Annotated in this window: 9 protein-coding genes and 1 tRNA gene; all 10 read left to right on the top strand. The window is 43.6% G+C overall.

The genetic code is table 11. The annotated features are described in order from the left end of the window. Positions 1-67 precede the first annotated feature (67 nt). The 10 genes from FZC79_RS04085 to yihA all read left to right on the top strand — a co-directional run bounded on the left by FZC79_RS04085 (position 68) and on the right by yihA (position 13,485). The gene (locus tag FZC79_RS04085) at positions 68-1,150 is read left to right on the top strand and encodes a GerMN domain-containing protein (RefSeq protein WP_148945578.1); all 1,083 of its coding nucleotides are present in this window, start codon (positions 68-70) and stop codon (positions 1,148-1,150) included. A gap of 109 nt (positions 1,151-1,259) precedes the next feature. Then, the gene (locus tag FZC79_RS04080) at positions 1,260-1,871 is read left to right on the top strand and encodes an XTP/dITP diphosphatase (RefSeq protein WP_435873898.1); all 612 of its coding nucleotides are present in this window, start codon (positions 1,260-1,262) and stop codon (positions 1,869-1,871) included. After that, positions 1,868-2,377 carry a metallophosphoesterase gene (locus FZC79_RS04075; protein WP_148945576.1) on the top strand — a complete coding sequence of 170 codons (510 nt, stop codon included), beginning with the start codon at positions 1,868-1,870 and terminating at the stop codon, positions 2,375-2,377. The genes FZC79_RS04080 and FZC79_RS04075 overlap by 4 nt, the downstream gene beginning before the upstream one ends. 122 nt (positions 2,378-2,499) lie before the next feature. Then, positions 2,500-2,576, top strand: a tRNA-Arg gene (locus tag FZC79_RS04070). Positions 2,577-3,788: 1,212 nt separating this feature from the next. After that, the gene (locus FZC79_RS04065; RefSeq protein WP_148945575.1) at positions 3,789-4,802 is read left to right on the top strand and encodes a tetratricopeptide repeat protein; all 1,014 of its coding nucleotides are present in this window, start codon (positions 3,789-3,791) and stop codon (positions 4,800-4,802) included. 187 nt (positions 4,803-4,989) lie between these two features. Continuing rightward, on the top strand, positions 4,990-6,276 hold the full coding sequence (tig, locus tag FZC79_RS04060) for a trigger factor (RefSeq protein ID WP_148945574.1): 1,287 nt from the start codon (positions 4,990-4,992) through the stop codon (positions 6,274-6,276). A gap of 375 nt (positions 6,277-6,651) precedes the next feature. Next, positions 6,652-7,926: an ATP-dependent protease ATP-binding subunit ClpX gene (gene clpX, locus FZC79_RS04055; RefSeq protein WP_148937859.1), complete on the top strand. Its 1,275-nt coding sequence runs from the start codon at positions 6,652-6,654 to the stop codon at positions 7,924-7,926. Positions 7,927-8,521: 595 nt separating this feature from the next. Further along, the gene (lonB, locus tag FZC79_RS04045) at positions 8,522-10,183 is read left to right on the top strand and encodes an ATP-dependent protease LonB (RefSeq protein WP_148945572.1); all 1,662 of its coding nucleotides are present in this window, start codon (positions 8,522-8,524) and stop codon (positions 10,181-10,183) included. A 400-nt stretch (positions 10,184-10,583) separates the two neighbouring features. Further along, entirely contained in the window at positions 10,584-12,917 is a 2,334-nt protein-coding gene (gene lon, locus FZC79_RS04040; protein WP_148945571.1) for an endopeptidase La, read from the top strand. Further along, entirely contained in the window at positions 12,904-13,485 is a 582-nt protein-coding gene (gene yihA / locus FZC79_RS04035; protein ID WP_148945570.1) for a ribosome biogenesis GTP-binding protein YihA/YsxC, read from the top strand. Before lon ends, yihA begins: the two co-directional genes overlap by 14 nt. Positions 13,486-14,015: the final 530 nt, after the last annotated feature.

Here is a 14,015-nt window from a genome sequence, read left to right as displayed (position 1 = left end):
TTTTCGGTCTATTTTCAAAAAAGAGCTCGTATACATATAGTACAAACTGTCTGAGGAGGGTTCCCCCATGTCAAAGAAAACGAAAGCAGCGATTGTGCTTACAGTGGTAACTTCGTCCATTTACCTCTCCGGGTGCGGATTATTAGGTGGAGATGAGAAAGCAAAGATTGATCCGCCATCAGATTTATCGTACTTAGAAGAAGGTGAGAAAGTGGATGTGGCTGAAGAAAATACTGAAGGAGAAGTAACTTCTTCTACTTCGACTGAGGAAGCAGCTGAAAGTAGTGTGATGACAGAGCTGTATCTAATTGATTCTGATGGCTATGTCGTATCACAGACGCTGGCTCTGCCAAAAACGGAAAGTGTCGCTAAACAGGCGCTGGATTACCTTGTAGCGGATGGACCAGTCCAAAACCTGCTTCCTAACGGTTTCCGCCCTGTGCTGCCAGCAGGCACTCAAGTTAGTGTAAACATTAAAGATGGGACAGCAGTTGCAGATTTTTCAAGCGAATTCCAAAATTATCAGCCGGAAGATGAGATGAAAATCCTTCAGTCGGTAACATGGACACTCACGCAATTTGAGTCGGTTGAAAAGGTTGAGCTGCGGGTGAATGGATATGAGTTGACTGAGATGCCAGTCAACGGGACTCCGGTCGATGAAAAAGGATTATCCAGAAAAGTGGGTATTAATGTGGATACATCAGGAATTACTGATGTGACGGCTACCCACCCGGTAACAGTTTACTTTGTTGCTCAAAAAGGCGATAACACCTATTATGTCCCTGTAACCAAGCGGGTCAGCAATAAGGTGGATAATAAGGTTGAAGCGGTCGTCCAGCAGCTTGTCGAGGGGCCTGGTTATCAAAAAAATCTTCTCAGCGATTTTACCGGAGTAGCCTTGCTGGATGAACCTTCCGTGAAGGACGGTCAGGTGACGCTTAATTTCAATGAGGCGGTATATGGCAGCTTTGAGGAGAAAATTGTCTCTGAGCACTTCATGAATTCGCTCGTTCTGTCCCTGACAGAGCAGGAAGGCATCGAAAGTGTAGCCGTCATGGTCAACGGGGAAGGTGAACTGGTGAATGAAAAAGGGGAAACCTTGAGTGAACCGGTTACCCGTCCGGAAAATGTAAACACAATCAGTTTTTGATATACTATAAGTAATTAAGATAAGAGGCAGCTGAGACTGCCTCTTATCTTTTTGCGGAATTTAAAAGAGATAATTGCACATTAAGACTACTTAAAGTAAGAGGTGGTTCATGATGAAAAGAAAAGTAATAATCGCGACTAAAAATAAGGGAAAAGCTAAGGAGTTTGAGCGCATGTTGTCCCCAAAGGGATATGAGGTGCTGACGCTGCTTGATTTCCCAGACTTCCAGGATATCGAGGAAACGGGTGAAACTTTTGAAGAAAATGCTGTTTTGAAAGCAGAGGAAGCATCTTCAGTCCTGAATGAAATCGTCATCGCCGATGATTCTGGGTTGATCATCGATGCACTTGACGGCCGTCCGGGTGTGTATTCGGCACGATATGCAGGGGAAGCAAAAGATGACAATGACAATATGGATAAAGTGCTCTCTGAATTGGAAGGAGTTCCTTACAATGAGAGATCCGCACGTTTCTATTGTGTACTGGCAATAGCAGGTCCTGGCAGGGAAACAAAGACCTACTCAGGGGCTTGTGAAGGAAAAATCCTGGACGAGCGACGCGGTTCGAATGGGTTTGGATATGACCCTGTCTTTTTTGTAGAAGAAAAAGACAGAACGATGGCCGAGCTGACTTCTGAAGAAAAGTCGGCGATCAGCCACAGAGGAAACGCACTGAAACAATTTGAAAATGATCTGGAAGAATTGTCAGGTGATTATCTATGAGGCTGATTGTAGTAAGTGACAGCCACGGTTCCGACATGGAAATAAAGAACTTATACAGCACGTACAAAGGGAAAGTCGATGGGTTTGTGCATTGCGGAGACTCAGAACTGAAAGCAAGTGACCCGGCAATGGAAGGGTATCTTGCGGTCCGGGGGAATTGCGACATGGATTCTTCCTATCCTGAAGTGTTGACAGAGGAGTTTGGCAGTACGAGGATCCTTGCCACACATGGTCATCTGTATAATGTGAAAATGACCTTGATGAACCTCAATTACTTAGCGAAAGAAAATGACGCCGATATCGTGTTCTTTGGTCACTCCCATCAGCTGGGGGCAGAGAAGATAGAGGATGTATTATTCGTGAATCCGGGCAGCGTTCTACTGCCTAGGGGACGAAAGGAAAGAACTTACGCACTCATCGAAACAGAAGGAGATTCAACCTCTGTAAAATTTTTCGAGCATAATCATCAAGAGATTGTTGATTTATCACAGAAGTTCTTTGTATAATAAGAAGGCGGAAAACAACCGCCTTCTTTTTTTGAAGCTGGCATAAATTTTTAAAAAAAGTTTTTAAAAAGTGTTGACTTTCATTTGTTATTCAAATATAATAAATATTGTCGCTGAAACAAGTCCCAGTAGCTCAGCCGGATAGAGCATACGCCTTCTAAGCGTACGGTCGGGAGTTCGAATCTCTCCTGGGACGCCATTTAAACTACATATTACGGTTATAAAACCGTCGTTTGAAACCCCTTGATCCTTTAGTGGATCAAGGGGTTTCTTTTTGTTTTGACAGTTTTGGAAAGAGCTTTTTTAAGGCTCTTTTCGTAAACTTTGTTGCTATTTATCTTAAACAATCCCGATTAGAGAGAAAGCTCAGTAACCGGGAGAGGGGATCCGGCTTTTGGGATTTTTCCGAAAGCTACAAGATATGCGAAAATAGCCATTTTATTCTAATAGAGGGGAACCAAGCCTGAGAGAAATTTTATAAATGTAATGAAAGAGGTGGCTGGGTAACCAAACAAGGTGATTAGAACAAAAAAAGGTAACCAAGGAAACGCATTGGTGCCCAACTAGGTTGCGCAGAGCCAAAAAAGGAAACCAAGGGGGCTTCTAGGTGCCCAAACAAAGCGAGCGGAGTCAAAAAAAGAAACCAAGAAAGCGCTTAGGTGCCCAAACAAGGTGGGCAGAGCGGAAAAAGGAAACCAAGAAACCGCTTAGGTGCCCAAACAAAGCGAGCGGAGTCCAAAAAGGAAACCAAGAAACCGCTTAGGTGCCCAAACAAGGCGAGCGGACTCCAAAAAGGAAACCAAGAAACCGCTTAGGTGCCCAAACAAGGCGAGCGGAGTCAAAAAAAGAAACCAAGAAAGCGCTTAGGTGCCCAAACAAGGCAAGCGGAGCCAAAAAGGAAACCAAGAAAGCGCTTAGGTGCCCAAACAAGGCAAGCGGAGCCAAAAAAGGAAACCAAGAAAGCGCTTAGGTGCCCAAACAAGGCGAGGGGAGCCAAAAAAGGAAACCAAGAAACCGTCTAGGTGCCCAAACAAGGCGAGCGAAGCCAAAAAAGGAAACCAAGAAACCGCTTAGGTGCCCAAACAAAACGAGCGAACCCGAAAAAGGAAACAAAGGAACCTTCTAGGTACCCAAAATGGAGGATGTAAGATTTCTGAAAAGATCTTGAGTAAATATCAACTTTAACTTTAAAAATTTTAATACCCTAAAACCTCTGAATCGAACAATAATCCATATAAGAAAGAGCACTATCCGCAAAGACAGTGTTTCGTTGCCAGGAATGAACTATTTTACAGCTGCCTTATGGCCTGATGGGAAATGAGCTTTTAAAAATTCTCCTCTTCTCCCCTTTGTTTATTCCCCGCAGGTTTGCTAAACTGAAATCATTAAATGGAACGGGGCGGTAACGTTAATGAATAAAGGAAAGAAAGACACTAAAATCGTTCAATTCCCCAGGTTGAAGGAAAGGCTTTTTGAAAAAGGGCTGGAAGCACTGCAGAACAGTCAGCTGGATCAGGCAGCCGGTTTGTTTGAGCAGGCCTACGAAATAGATCCGGAAGACGGTGAAATCGGTGCTGCATACGTTCTGGCGCTATATGAGAACAAGCAATACGGCCGGGCGAAGGAAATCTGCAAGGAACTCCTGCATGAAGGAATTGGAGACTACTTTAAGGTTGTCGAATTATATTTGATGATCTTGATACAGTTGAATGAACATAAAGAAGTTGTGAGTACTATAAGCGCCTTATTCGATGAGAAAGAAGTGCCTCTTGAGAAGGAAGAGCACTTCAGCAAGCTGTTGTCATTCAGCAAGAGGGTACTGGAAGGGAAGGAAGTGCCAATCCCAGAAATAACTGATGATACTCGTCATTCTTCTCAAGAAAAAGTTTTAGAAGGAAAAGAACTTCAGGAGCAGACGCTTATTTTGGCAGAGCTTGTTAACCGGAATATCCGGCCATATATGACAGAATTACTCGCCACCTTGGATGAAGAAGCTACCCATCCTTTTATTCAAACGATGATTGTTAATGTTCTGAGGGAGCATGGTTTCCATGAAGAAGTTGGAATTAGTAAGTTCGGGAAAAGAGTCACTTGTGTGCCAGCAAGCTTGGAAGATGTCTTCCAGACCAGCTACTATAAAGAAGTGACTGAAGAAATAGATGAATTGATTGCCCAGAGAAATCCTTCTTTGCAGCAGCAGGTGATCGAGACATTCACCCGCCACAGCTTCCTGTTGTATCCTCTTGAGATGGAATGGCCGGCTGAAAAGACTGCGCTGGCTTACCTGGCTTTTGGACTGGACCTTTATGGTGAAGACCTTTCGGCAATGGGAATGGAAGAAAAAGCTGCTGATGAGGAAAGTGAACTGAACTCCATCGGGGAGTTAATCGGGAAATTGGAAGGTGTTACCTCTCCGGTCCTATAAAACAAATATAGGAAACTCGTTTTTAGTGCTATGAGTTGAAAGAAGGATTTCATATGTTATAATATAATGGTTGCAATGTGAAGTTTTTCATATTCGAAGAGATAGTGCTTTTGTTACATAGGCAAACCTATCTAAATATTTATTTTGTATTAACTATAATCAATTATAGATTGTTGGAGGGAAAAGTATGTCTGCTAAATGGGAAAAGCAAGAAGGGAACCAAGGGGTTCTTACAATTGAAGTAGATGCAGATACAGTGAACAATGGTTTGGACGCTGCATTTAAGAAAGTGGTTAAGCAAGTTAATGTACCAGGATTCCGTAAAGGGAAAATGCCTCGCGGAATGTTCGAAAAACGTTTTGGTGTAGAATCTCTTTACCAGGACGCGTTAGATGTCATTCTTCCTGAAGCTTATGCTAAAGCTGTTGAAGAAACTGGAATCTCACCTGTGGATCGTCCGGAAATCGACATCGAGCAAATGGAAAAAGGCAAAGAGCTTATTTTCACTGCTACAGTCACTGTTAAACCTGAAGTTAAACTTGGTGAATACAAAGGGCTTGAAGTAGAGAAAATGGAAACAGAAGTTACTTCTGAAGATGTTGAGAACGAATTGAAATCTCTTCAGGAAAAACAAGCTGAGCTTGCTGTTAAAGAAGAAGGTGCAGCTGAAAACGGCGACACAGTCGTTATCGATTTTGAAGGGTTCGTCGATGGGGAAGCTTTCGAAGGCGGCACAGCTGAAAACTATTCTCTTGAACTTGGTTCAGGTTCTTTCATTCCAGGATTTGAGGAGCAATTAATCGGCCTTGAAACTGGAGCGGAAAAAGAAGTTGAAGTAAACTTCCCAGAGGAATACCACGCTTCCGAGCTTGCTGGCAAGCCTGCGGTATTTAAAACAAAACTTCATGAAATCAAAGCGAAGCAGCTTCCTGAGCTTGATGATGAATTCGCTAAAGATGCAGATGAGGAAGTTGAAACTCTTGACCAATTAAAAGAGAAAATCCAAAAGCGTCTTGAAGAATCCAAGAAAAACGAAGCAGAACAAACACTTCGCGACACGCTAGTGGAAAAAGCTTCTGAAAATACAGAAGTGGAGATCCCGGATGCAATGGTTGACACTGAAGTTGACCGCATGATGCAGGAATTCGAACAGCGTCTGCAAATGCAGGGAATGAACCTTGAGCTTTACTTCCAATTCTCTGGACAAAAAGAAGAAGACCTTCGCGGCCAGATGAAAGAAGATGCAGCTAAGCGTGTACGCACTAACTTGACTCTTGAAGCAATCGCTGAAGCAGAAAACCTTGAAATTTCTGATGAGGAAGCAGAAGAGGAAGTTAACAAACTGGCTGAGCAGTACAATATGGCTGCAGACAATATCAAGCAGGCTCTTGGCGGTCTTGATAACCTGAAAACAGATCTTAAAATCCGAAAAGCAGTAGAAGTTCTTGTGGATAACAGCAAGACTGTTGCATAATAATAATTATAGAAACAAGGCGCGAGTTAATTCGTGCCTTGTTTTATAAAATAAGAAATTTTTCCCTCTGTCTCTTTGAAGCTTATACTTAACTCAGCAAGAATGGATGGACTTGAGATCACAAGGGTTCCAACCCATTTTTCTAAAGAAGCTGCACTGGTAATCCTCTAAGAAGAATAAACCAGTACATTTACAATCCGTTTACATAATCTCCTAAACAGGAATAGGATGACCGTTTTTTGGATAAACCTTAATAAGCGGGCGTAAAATTGGTTGGATCGTTTAATTTCCTTTCCGGACATATAGTATGATAAAATGCAATACATAACTTGAATTTTTTGAAACGACATAGCTTTTTATAAGGGGTGAATTTCATTGTTTAAATTTAACGATGAAAAAGGACAATTGAAATGTTCTTTTTGTGGTAAGACACAAGATCAGGTCCGGAAGCTTGTAGCAGGACCGGGTGTTTATATATGTGATGAATGCATCGAGCTTTGTACCGAGATCGTGGAAGAGGAGCTTGGAACAGAAGAAGAAGTTGAGTTCAAGGATGTTCCTAAACCGAAGGAGATCCGTGAAATCCTCGACGAATACGTAATAGGCCAAGAGCAGGCGAAGAAGTCCTTGGCGGTAGCTGTTTATAACCACTACAAACGTATCAATTCGAACAGCAAAGTGGATGATGTTGAACTATCTAAGAGTAATATTGCCATGATTGGCCCTACAGGAAGCGGTAAAACCCTTCTAGCCCAGACTTTGGCCCGCATACTTAATGTGCCGTTTGCCATTGCGGACGCTACTTCACTGACGGAAGCCGGATATGTTGGAGAAGACGTGGAGAACATTCTGTTGAAATTGATCCAGTCGGCAGATTATGATGTAGAAAAAGCAGAACGCGGCATCATTTACATCGATGAAATTGATAAAGTGGCCAGAAAATCTGAGAATCCTTCAATCACACGCGATGTTTCAGGTGAAGGTGTTCAGCAGGCGCTGCTTAAAATCTTGGAAGGTACGGTTGCGAGCGTTCCTCCTCAAGGTGGAAGAAAGCATCCGCATCAGGAATTCATCCAAATCGATACTTCAAATATCCTGTTCATCTGTGGAGGAGCATTTGATGGTATCGAGCAAATTGTGAAGAGACGCCTTGGGCAAAAAGTTATCGGCTTTGGTTCCGACTCGAAAGCGGTCAATGTCGATAATGATAAAGCATTGCTGGCTAAGGTCGTTCCTGAAGACTTATTGAAGTTCGGTCTGATTCCGGAATTCATCGGGCGTCTTCCGGTTATTTCCAGCCTGACTCCTCTTGATGAGGATGCTCTTGTGGAAATCCTGACTAAACCGAAGAACGCACTGGTAAAGCAGTATCAAAAAATGCTTGAACTTGACCAGGTGGAATTAGAGTTTGAAGAAGATGCACTTAGAGAAATCGCCAATAAAGCGATCGAACGTAAAACAGGTGCCCGCGGTCTTCGTTCAATCATCGAAACCATCATGCTTGAGGTAATGTTCGATCTTCCTTCAAGAGAAGATATCAAGAAATGTATCATTACACCAGGCACAGTCACCGATAGTGAAGCTCCAAAGCTGCTATTGGAAGACGGAACGGTTATCAAAGGAAATGACGAAGAAAAGACTTCCGCTTAACAATAAGCTAAACAAGGTCCTCCCGGTTCGCCGTGGAGGATCTTTTCTGTCTTTTTTTCTTTTGAGAACATTTGCCTCTCGGAGCTGATCAAGGTGCTTCCACCTTTTATACAGGCGATGCCGAGGAGGCTCATCCAGCTCCAGCGGCCAGCGACTAACAGATTTCGGACTCTCTCCTTGCGATAAGTCATCATCGAATCTCGGTCGCTCTCCGTGATTCCTTTATCTGATGCGAGAGCCTGAGCAGGACCTCTCCACTTTTGGTGATAAGTCAACATCAACTTACTATGTTCGTTGTGTTTCCTTTATCTCATGCGGAGTCAGTCCAGTCCGTACGCCGCTGAACGGCCGCTTCCGCTTTTGCTTCACCGCCCGCCCTGCAGATTCGTGCGGCTGGAGCGGAAATCCTTTACATTTCACCAGCCACAATTTTTGCGAAAAGAGCGTTGAAGATTAAGGGTTCTAGACTCTCACTATTCTTCTCTTACAATTAATGTAAGTTCCTTGACGGTCTCATCCTAGAAAAACTTGTTTATTCCTCCAAACTCGAGGAGATACTAACCTTTAACAACGAGTTATTACTGGAGGGAAAGGCATGAGTTGGACAGGAATAGCACTGATCATCCAACTGTTTTTCGGGGTGATCATCGGTTTATATTTTTGGAACTTATTAAAAAGTCAACGTACACAAAAGGTTTCAATTGATCGCGAATCAAAAAAAGAAATGGAGCAGCTGCGGAAAATGCGGTCCATTTCCCTTTCAGAACCACTTTCGGAAAAGGTAAGGCCGCAAAGCTTTAAGGATATTGTCGGCCAGGAGGATGGGATCAAGTCATTAAAGGCTGCTTTATGCGGTCCAAATCCTCAGCATGTTATTATCTATGGTCCGCCAGGTGTAGGGAAGACCGCGGCGGCACGCCTTGTCCTGCAGGAGGCTAAAGAGCAGTTTCAATCCCCTTTCAAAAAGTCTTCTGTTTTTGTGGAATTGGATGCGACGACGGCAAGATTTGATGAAAGAGGAATTGCGGATCCATTAATCGGCTCTGTGCATGACCCGATATATCAGGGAGCAGGAGCTATGGGACAAGCGGGGATTCCCCAGCCAAAGCAGGGTGCTGTAACAAATGCTCATGGCGGAGTCTTGTTTATCGATGAAATCGGTGAACTGCATCCTATTCAAATGAATAAGCTGCTGAAAGTCCTGGAAGATCGTAAAGTTTTTTTAGAAAGTGCCTACTATAGTGAAGAGAATACACAAATACCTACCCATATCCACGACATTTTTAAGAATGGACTTCCGGCAGATTTCAGATTGATTGGTGCTACCACAAGAACGCCAAGTGAGATACCGCCTGCAATAAGGTCAAGGTGTATGGAAGTGTTTTTCAGGGAACTCAACAAAGAAGAGGTAATAAAAGTGGCCGAAAATGCTTCGGAAAAAGTGAACATTTCCATCAGCAAGGAAGGGGTGGAACTTCTTGCATCATATGCCCGAAACGGCCGAGAAGCAGTTAATATGGTCCAAATCGTCGCAGGTCTCGCCATCACGGAGAACAGGGAATTTATCGATGATAAAGATATAGAATGGATGATTCAGTCCAGTCAGCTCTCACCAAGGCTGGACCGGAAAATCAACGAAAAATCCGCCATTGGCCTCGTGAATGGCCTTGCGGTAACTGGCCCCAACTCCGGCTCGCTTTTGGAAATTGAGGTCACAGTCATTCCTGCAGAGGAAAAAGGAAGCATCAATGTCACTGGGATTGTGGAAGAAGAAAGTATCGGTGATAAGGGGAAATCCATTCGAAGAAAGAGTATGGCAAAAGGGTCTATCGAAAATGTCCTTACAGTTTTGCGCTCGATGGGCGTTCCTGCCGACCAATTTGACATTCATGTTAATTTCCCGGGGGGCATCCCTGTCGACGGCCCTTCAGCAGGCATAGCGATGGCTACGGGAATCTATTCAGCCATTTATCGGATCCCGGTCAGATCGGATATCGCCTTGACCGGTGAAATCAGTATCCATGGGTTCGTCAAACCAGTTGGGGGTGTATTCCCTAAGGTAAAAGCGGCAAAGCTTGCAGGTGCACGTGCTGCTGTGATCCCTCATGAAAATATGGGTGCCCTTCTTCAGGAAATAGAAGGAATAGAGGTCCATCCTGTCAAACATCTGAAAGAGGTTTTCAATATTGCGCTTGATAAAGAGAAAATAGAGGAAGAAATCACATATAATGAAGAAAACAACAAAAAAAGCGTATGATTTGCTGATGCATTTATCGTTTAAGTTCTGCTCTGGAGAGGAATACGAGAAGTATATCTTAAGCATAATTCATGAATGTGATCATTCTTAGCTGTACAATAAGAGGGAGGGTATTTTTTTCAGCCCGCCCTCTTGAATGTTAAAGCGGCAGTATATTTCGTTAAAACGTGTCTATCCTTCATTAATATTGTCGGGACCTGTTTAAGACAGGGGGACAGCCGATAAACTCAGCCATTCCCTGGGAGTGATAATGCCCGGCTTGAAGCGAGAACCCCTGGCCAGCAAAGGTCTATAGGAACGGGTTCCATCCACTCTAAAATGGACACGTATATATAAATAAGATAGAATTGTACAAAGACTTATGAGATTCAAAAGGGCGAGAATTTTTGGAGGTGTATTTATGGCAAAACAAAAAGAATTAACTCTTCCCCTCCTTCCATTAAGAGGTCTGCTTGTTTATCCAACGATGGTCCTTCATTTAGATGTAGGGCGTGACAGGTCAGTCCAGGCGCTTGAAAAGGCAATGGTGGATGACCAATATATATTTTTGACCACTCAAAAAGATATGAATATAGATGAACCAGGCGTCGATGACTTTTATGAAATGGGAACGCTGACAAAGGTAAAACAAATGCTTAAGCTTCCCAATGGAACAATACGGGTACTTGTGGAAGGGATCCAAAGGGCGGAAATAAGTAATTTCACGAATGAGGAGAAATTCTACGAAGTGAACATTTCCACACATGAAGACATTGAGGAAAAGGAATCTGAAACAGAAGCGTTAATGAGAACGCTGCTGAACTATTTCGAGCAGTACATAAAGCTTTCCAAGAAAGTTTCTGCTGAGACGTATTCAACGGTTTCGGATATCGATGAACCAGGCAGGCTGGCCGATATAGTTGCCTCCCATCTTCCTCTGAAAATGAAAGAAAAACAAAAGGTTCTTGAAACGCTCGATATTAAAGATAGATTACAACTTGTCATCCAGACGATCAACAACGAAAAAGAAGTATTGAATCTGGAGAAGAAAATCGGGCAGCGAGTAAAGCGTTCTATGGAAAGGACGCAAAAAGAGTACTATCTTAGAGAGCAGATGAAAGCGATCCAGAAAGAACTGGGTGATAAAGAAGGCAAAACCGGTGAAATCGAAGAGCTGACACAGCGGATTGCAGAAGCTGACATGCCGGAAGCGATTGAGAAAACAGTATTGAAGGAACTGGGCCGCTATGAGAAAGTCCCTGCAAGTTCAGCAGAAAGCTCTGTGATCAGAAACTACATCGAATGGCTGGTCTCCCTTCCTTGGTCTGCACAGACAGAGGATGACCTTGATATCATCAAGGCGGAGGAGATCCTGAACAGAGATCACTTTGGGCTGGAAAAAGTGAAAGAGCGGGTGCTTGAATATTTGGCTGTTCAAAAGCTTACTCAATCTCTTCGCGGGCCGATCCTTTGTCTTGCGGGACCTCCAGGTGTGGGTAAAACCAGCCTTGCCAAATCTGTTGCAGAGTCTCTCGGCAGGCATTTTGTCCGAGTTTCCCTTGGCGGGGTGCGTGATGAATCAGAGATCCGCGGCCATAGACGAACCTATGTTGGTGCAATGCCGGGCAGGATCATCCAAGGCATGAAAAAAGCCGGTACCATCAATCCGGTCTTCCTGCTGGATGAAATCGATAAAATGTCAAGCGACTTCAGGGGAGATCCGTCATCAGCAATGCTTGAAGTGCTGGATCCTGAACAAAACTTCAATTTCAGTGACCATTATATAGAGGAAACCTATGATCTTTCCAAGGTTATGTTCCTTGCAACGGCCAATGACCTTTCCACTATTCCCGGTCCATTAAGGGACAGAATGGAAATCATCACGATTGCAGGATATACAGAGTTGGAGAAAATCAACATCGCCAAAGATCATCTGCTTCCTAAGCAAATCGCGGAAAACGGATTAACAAAATCACAGCTGCAAGTCAGGGAAGATGCTGTACAAGCGGTGGTCCGTTATTATACAAGAGAAGCGGGAGTCAGGGGCTTGGAACGCCAGCTGGCGACATTGTGCCGAAAGACTGCAAAGGTCATCGTTTCCGGTGAGAGAAAGAAAGTCGTCATCACAGAAAAGAATATTGAAGATTTCCTAGGCAAAAAGAAATTCCGTTATGGCCAGGCTGAAACAGAAGACCAGATTGGTGTTGCAACCGGCTTGGCGTATACATCTGTTGGAGGAGATACCCTGCAGATTGAAGTATCTCTGTCTCCGGGTAAAGGTAAGCTTGTCCTGACAGGAAAGCTTGGAGATGTCATGAAAGAGTCGGCTCAAGCGGCATTCAGTTATGTAAGGTCCCAAGCAGCCGATCTGAATTTAGAAGAAAATTTTCATGAGAAATATGATGTTCATATCCACGTGCCAGAAGGAGCAGTTCCTAAAGACGGCCCTTCTGCCGGAATCACGATTGCCACAGCTTTGGTTTCAGCCTTAACAGGACGGAAAATCAAACGTGAAGTCGGCATGACAGGGGAAATTACCCTGCGCGGACGTGTGCTCCCGATTGGCGGATTGAAGGAAAAATCCCTGAGTGCGCACCGTGCGGGCCTTAGAACAATTATCATTCCGAAAGACAATGAAAAGGATATTGACGATATACCGGCAAGTGTCAGAAAGGATTTGAAGTTCGTTCTGGTTTCCCATATAGAAGAAGTATTAGAAACAGCTTTAGTAGGTGAGAGAAGTGAAAGTAAATAATGTTGAGCTTGTAATCAGTGCGGTAAGGCCTGAGCAGTACCCGGGAGATTATCTTCCCGAGTTTGCTCTTGCGGGCCGCTCCAACGTCGGAAAATCATCTTTTATCAACAAGATGATCGGCCGTAAGAGTATGGCAAGGATATCATCCAAGCCTGGGAAGACCCAAACCCTTAATTTTTACAAGATAGAAGAAAGTATCTATTTTGTAGACGTTCCGGGGTATGGGTTTGCCAAAGTGTCAAAAACAGAACGTGAAGCTTGGGGAAGAATGATTGAAACCTATATCACAATGCGTGAGCAGCTGAAAGCGGTCATTCAGATTGTCGACCTGCGCCATCCGCCGACACAGGATGATATCATGATGTATGAATTCCTAAAGCATCACGGCATTCCTTGTGTAATCATTGCCACGAAAGCCGATAAGATTCCTAAAGGAAAGTGGCAGAAGCATTTAAAAGCAACGAAAGAAGGGCTGGATATTGAAGAGGGAGATGAAGTCATACTCTTCTCATCAGAAACAGGCTTGGGCAAAGACCAGGTTTGGGCCGCTCTTAATGCAAGAAGATAAATAAGACGAGAGAATATCCGACACACGGGTATTCTCTTTTTTTATGGGCTTTTATTAGTTGACGTATAGGATTCTAAAAGACACTTCGGGAAAAAGGGTTCAAGTGTCAGAGAGGAGAGTGTCTCAACCAGCAGGCTGCGTAGAAAGCTCTCTTCATATAAAAAAACATTATGTTCTATAACTGTTTTGTCCTTTCTAACAAACTTCACTTTGTTCAAGAAGCAGTGAGCCAGCTTAACTCGAAAGACCTCCTCTGAGACAAGCGGGAAATACAGCGCCAAGGTTTCATAATAGGCTGAAGTAGAAATCAGCTATCCAAATAATGTGTGGAACAGCCTGATTTCCCAATCGGAAGAATGAAATTGGTATAAATGACTTTAAAATTGCAAAAATAACAATTAAATTACTATTCAGATGTTTAAAATTATTCACGCCGGGAATAGGAAAAGTAAGGATATGCCGGCAAATTTATGGATTTCAATGGAAAGCTGGGCTTACTTGGTGTAAAGCAGGGATACACAGCTATATAC

The sequence above is a fragment of the Rossellomorea vietnamensis genome (assembly GCF_008180615.1).
Taxonomy (GTDB): domain Bacteria; phylum Bacillota; class Bacilli; order Bacillales; family Bacillaceae_B; genus Rossellomorea; species Rossellomorea vietnamensis_D.
Note: the sequence above shows the minus strand (reverse complement) of the source record. Positions and strands in the feature narration are given on the sequence as shown.